The following is a 1519-nucleotide window of genomic DNA, read 5'->3' on the forward strand; positions in this document are numbered from 1 at the left end:
GACTCTCCGCAACGCGGATCACATCGTCGCGGAACTCCTTGGGAAACGGCTTGGGCATGATGACATCCTTCCAGGCCAGCCATCTCGGCTAGCCACGCTAGATGTCACCTGTTCCTGCATCAGACCCCCGCTATAGTGTCACTGTAAGTCTGACAGGAGGAGATAGAACTATGGCGAAAATCATCGGCGTATCGAAGTTTGAACGGCTCTTTCGGGAGGCAGCCGGCCTGGACGTGGACAAGAACGACCTGGCGCGGCTGAACGATTTCGTGCGGCAGAAGGTCTACGATCTGTTGCTGGCGGCGCAGGCCACGGCCAAGGACAACCAGCGAGACGTCATCCAGCTGCACGACCTGCCGCTGACGCTCGGCCTCAAGGAGAGCATGCGGGCCTTCGACGGGCTGGACACCGCACTGGAGCTTCAGCCTATCCTGGATCAGCTGGTAGCCCTGCCCCCGCTCGACCTGGCCTACAGCTATGAGATGGAAGCGGAGTTGCCGCGCCTGGTCGGCGGGCTGACGGTGGCGCTGGCACGTGCCTTCAAAATCCTCGATCCTAAGGTCAAAAACCCGCAGAGCGTGCACTGGGAGCGGGCCATGGCTATCTTTGACCTGCTCTTTTAGCGTGCCGGACAAGACCTCGATTCGGGTTGCGCGTGGCAGGTCCAGCACTGCGTCAGCGGGAGGCCTGGCCGCGGGTGAGTCCAATAGCGTGGTGTCAATTCGGCTCATCATGATCCAGGGTGTAGTTGGGGTCTGAACCCGCCGGTCTCGAGCAGCGATCTGGCGATGTAGTTGGTGAGGTTGCGGAAGCCGAGTGCGGAGCCGCGGAGGTGTTCGAGCCGTCCGTTGATCGCCTCTGTGGGCCCGTTGCTGGTGCCGGGTCGGTCGAAGTAGGCCAGTACGTCGTCGGCTCGCTTCTTCAGTGTTCGCCCCAGCGTGATGACCTCGGTGAGCGCCTTCGGGACGCCGTGGCTGACCGAGTCGATCAGTTTGACCATTAGCTCGCGGCCTCGACGCCGGTCCTGCTCGCGGTAGGCGGCGATCATCCGCTGGTAGACGCCCCAGGTTGCCTCGACTTCGACATGCGCATCGACGCTGAATAGGCCGTGCAGGCGGTCGTTCTGCTTGTCGGTGAGCAGGTCAGCTCCCGTGTGCAGGGTTCGCCGCGCCCGGTATAGCGGGTCGTCCTTGCGGCCGCGGTGGCCCTGGGTGTGCTGCTGGACCCGGCGGCGGCAACGGTCCAGTGCATCGCCGGCCAGCCGGACGACGTGGAAGGGATCCATCACCGCGACCGCGTCGGGCAGCGCCTCGGCGGTGGCGGTCTTGAAGCCGGTGAACCCGTCCATCGCGACCACCTCGATCGCGTCGCGCCACGCCTGCGGTCGCTCGGCGAGCCAAGTCTTGAACGCCTGCTTGGAGCGGCCCTCGACCATGTCCAGCAGCCGTGCTGGTCCGGTGCCCTCACGGATGCCGGTCAGGTCGATGACCACGGTGACGTACTTGTCGCCGCGGCGGGT

The 1519-nt window shown here is 64.5% G+C and carries 2 protein-coding genes; one reads left to right on the forward strand and one right to left on the reverse strand.

What is annotated here, in order from left to right; translation table 11 throughout:
- Positions 1 to 170 precede the first annotated feature (170 nt).
- Positions 171 to 623 (forward strand): DUF1931 family protein, encoded by a 453-nt coding sequence (locus KZA10_RS14865; RefSeq protein ID WP_218683271.1) that lies wholly within the window; start codon positions 171 to 173, stop codon positions 621 to 623.
- 107 nt (positions 624 to 730) lie between these two features.
- Here the strand turns inward: KZA10_RS14865 and KZA10_RS14870 are convergent.
- Positions 731 to 1519, reverse strand: a 789-nt coding sequence (locus tag KZA10_RS14870) for an ISL3 family transposase (RefSeq protein WP_218683272.1), incomplete at its 5' end; no start/stop codon positions are given.

The organism is Microbacterium sp. BF1, assembly GCF_019279095.1.
Classification (GTDB): domain Bacteria; phylum Actinomycetota; class Actinomycetes; order Actinomycetales; family Microbacteriaceae; genus Microbacterium; species Microbacterium maritypicum.

What these genes read in the sequence shown, in the direction of transcription:
- KZA10_RS14865 (WP_218683271.1), top strand. Translation starts at nt 171, where the DNA reads ATGGCGAAAATCATCGGCGTATCGAAGTTTGAACGGCTCTTTCGGGAG.